Origin of the sequence: Pseudonocardia pini, from assembly GCF_013870575.1 — a bacterium.
GTDB classification, from domain to species: domain Bacteria; phylum Actinomycetota; class Actinomycetes; order Mycobacteriales; family Pseudonocardiaceae; genus Pseudonocardia; species Pseudonocardia pini.
Genome location: NZ_JACBXB010000739.1, coordinates 1 through 2,758 on the forward strand (window position 1 = coordinate 1; position 2,758 = coordinate 2,758).

At 73.9% G+C, this 2,758-nt stretch carries 2 protein-coding genes; both read right to left on the reverse strand.

What is annotated here, in order from left to right; genetic code table 11:
- Window positions 1–133: 133 nt before the first annotated feature.
- Window positions 134–2,392: an alpha/beta fold hydrolase gene (locus tag H5J29_RS28110; RefSeq protein ID WP_181784009.1), complete on the reverse strand. Its 2,259-nt coding sequence runs from the start codon at window positions 2,390–2,392 to the stop codon at window positions 134–136.
- A 131-nt stretch (window positions 2,393–2,523) separates the two neighbouring features.
- A partial coding sequence (locus H5J29_RS28115; protein WP_181784010.1) for a helix-turn-helix domain-containing protein occupies window positions 2,524–2,758 on the reverse strand: 235 nt, incomplete at its 5' end.

The window sequence follows — 2,758 nt, forward strand, 5'->3', positions numbered from 1 at the left end:
CGCGAGGCGAACTCGGGCCTCCCGACGGGCGGCCCGTCGCCGACGACGTAGGAGCCGATCGGGCTCCGGTCCTCCACCGGGATCGTCACGGCGGCGCCGGTCCTGTCGGTCGCCGCCCAGGTCACCGGGCCCGTCACGAGTCGATCACCACGTACAGGCTCGTGACCAGGCCGTCCCGCACGAGCAGCACGTCGCGGCCCGACGCGACCGGCGGCTGCCCCTCGAACCCCAGCGTCCAGGGGTAGGTGACCAGGTCCTGCGCGGTCTGGATCGGCCCCGAGCGGCTGATCGCCGCGCCCGGGACCTGCGTCTGCAGGGCGGTGATCGCCGCGGTCATCCCGGCGTGCCCGGTGTGCGCCGCCCCCGGCTCCCCGACGACGACGTCCGCGGCGTAGATCTCCGCGAAGGAGACCGAGCCCGCGGGCCGGTTCCACGCGGCCAGGTGGGCCGCGACGATCTCCTCGGTCGACCTCGTCATCGTCGGCTCCTCCAGCGTGTCGGTCGTCCGCCCACCGAGGTGGGCGGCGAGATGGCGGTCGACGGCCCGGTAGAGGCGGAGCCGGTTGGCCTCGTTCTCGAAGCCGTGGCCCTCGTCCTCCGCGAGCAGGTACTCCACCGGGACCCCGCGCTCCCGCAGCGAGGCCACGATCCGGTCGGACTGCGCCTGCGGGACGCGGACGTCGTTGGCGCCTTGGGCGACCAGCAGCGGCGTCGTGATCCGGTCGACCATGGTGATCGGCGAGCGGGCCGTCAGCTCGGCGGCCTGGGCGGGGTCGTCCGGGTCGCCTGCGTAGCGGTACCAGCTGTTGGCGTTGTACCGGCGGGTGAACGGCGGCAGCGCCCGCAGCGCCGCGACGAGGTCGGAGACCCCCACGTAGTCGACGGCGGCGGCGAACAGGTCGGGGGTGGCGGTGATCCCGACGAGCGCGGCGTACCCGCCGTACGAGACGCCGAAGATCCCGACCCGGGCGGGGTCGGCGTAGCCCTGGGCGACGGCCCAGTCGACGCCGTCGAGCAGGTCCGTCTGCATCGCCCGCCCGAACTCGCCGACGGCCGCGACGAGGTGGCGGCGGCCGTACCCGACCGAGCCGCGGTAGTTGACCTGCAGCACCGCGTAGCCCCGGTTGGCCAGCAGCTGCACCTCGGGGTTGTAGCCCCACACGTCCTGCGACCAGGGCCCGCCGTGCACCAGCAGCACCATCGGCAGGTCCCGGGGCGGGATCCCGACGGGCAGGGTGAGGTAGGCGGGCAGCTCAAGCCCGTCGCGAGCGGGGAAGCGCACCGACAGCATCGGGGCCGTGTCCGCGGGATCGAGGTCCGGGTAGGACTGGAACAGCCGGCGCCTCTCGCCGGTGGCATGGTCGTAGAACCAGGCCACGCCCGGTTCGCGGTCGTGGAGGAAGGTCGCGATCCAGCGCCGTCCGGTGACGTCCGACGACAGGGTGCCCAGCACGCCGTCGGACAGCGCCGCCAGCTCGGCGTAGACCGGGGCGAACTCGGGGTCGAGGACCTCGATGTGGGGGCGGTCGGCGACGAAGCGGGCGGCGAGGGGCCTGCCGGTGCCGCGGTGCGTGTACACCGTGGGCGGCAGCGCCCCGGGCGCCAGGATGCCCATGGTGTCCAGGCTCCGGCCCGGGACGTCGGCGACGACGGTCTCCTCGCCCGTCCGCCGGTCGATCCGGACCAGACGGAGCTCGTCGCCGCCGGAGTAGGAGCCGACGAGCAGCCCGTCGCCGTCGTGGGTGACCTGCTGCGGCTGCACGCTGAGCGGGTACTCCGCCCCGCCCATGCGCCGCAGCAGCCGCGCCTCGCCGGTGGCGCGGTCGACGCCGGACACGGCGAGCGTCCCGTCCTCCTCGGTGAAGACCCGGAACGCGGGCTCGCCGCGGCGGTCGAGCAGCGTGGTGGTGAGGGGATCGGGCTCCTCGTGGTGCAGCACGGATTCGCCGGTGGCGACGTCGATCCGGTGGACGTCGATGCTCGCGACCCGCGGGTTCATCCAGACCAGGACGTTCCCGGGCCGCGCGGGCAGCGGCTCGACGAGGAACACCCGCGAGCCCGGCCCCATCGGGGTCAGGTCCACCGGCGGCGCGTCCGGGTCGTCCAGGTCGACGCGGAACAGGTGCCAGTCCTCGTTCCCGTCGGAGTCCTGCTGGTAGAGCAGCCGGTGGGAGTCGTCCGCCCAGAGGTAGTAGGTGATCCCGCGGCGGGTGTCGTGGGTGACGGGCACGGCCTCGGCGTGGGTCTGGTCGACGCCGCGGACCCAGAGGTTGCGGCGCCCGCCGTGGGGGGCGAGGTAAGCGATCCGGGTGCCGTCCGGCGAGAGGGTCGGCAGGATGAACGCGGGTTCGGCGAAGAGCTCCTCGACCTCGATGATCCTCGGTGGGGTCATCTCGGTCCGCCCGGGCGGACGCGGGCGATGTCGCCGACGGTGAAGACGCCGAACTGCACGGGAGATCCTTTCGCAGGGTCGCGTGCGACGCTACGAGAACGTCGGTCCGGGCGAATCGGACACGCAATCGGTCACTCCCGGAGGCCGAGCGCGAGCTCGGCGCGCGAGGTGATCCCGAGCTTGGGGTAGACGTTCGACAGGTGGTGGCCGACGGTGCGGTGGCTGATCAGCAGCTGCGCCGCGATCTGCCGGTTGGTGAGGCCGTCGGCGGCCAGCCGGGCGACCTGCAGCTCCTGGGAGGTCAGGCCGGACCGGCGGGTACTCGACCCCTCGGCCAGGCCCAGCTCACGCAGCGCCCGCGCCTCC

What these genes read in the sequence shown, in the direction of transcription:
- H5J29_RS28110 (WP_181784009.1), bottom strand. Translation starts at nt 2,392, where the DNA reads ATGACCCCACCGAGGATCATCGAGGTCGAGGAGCTCTTCGCCGAACCC.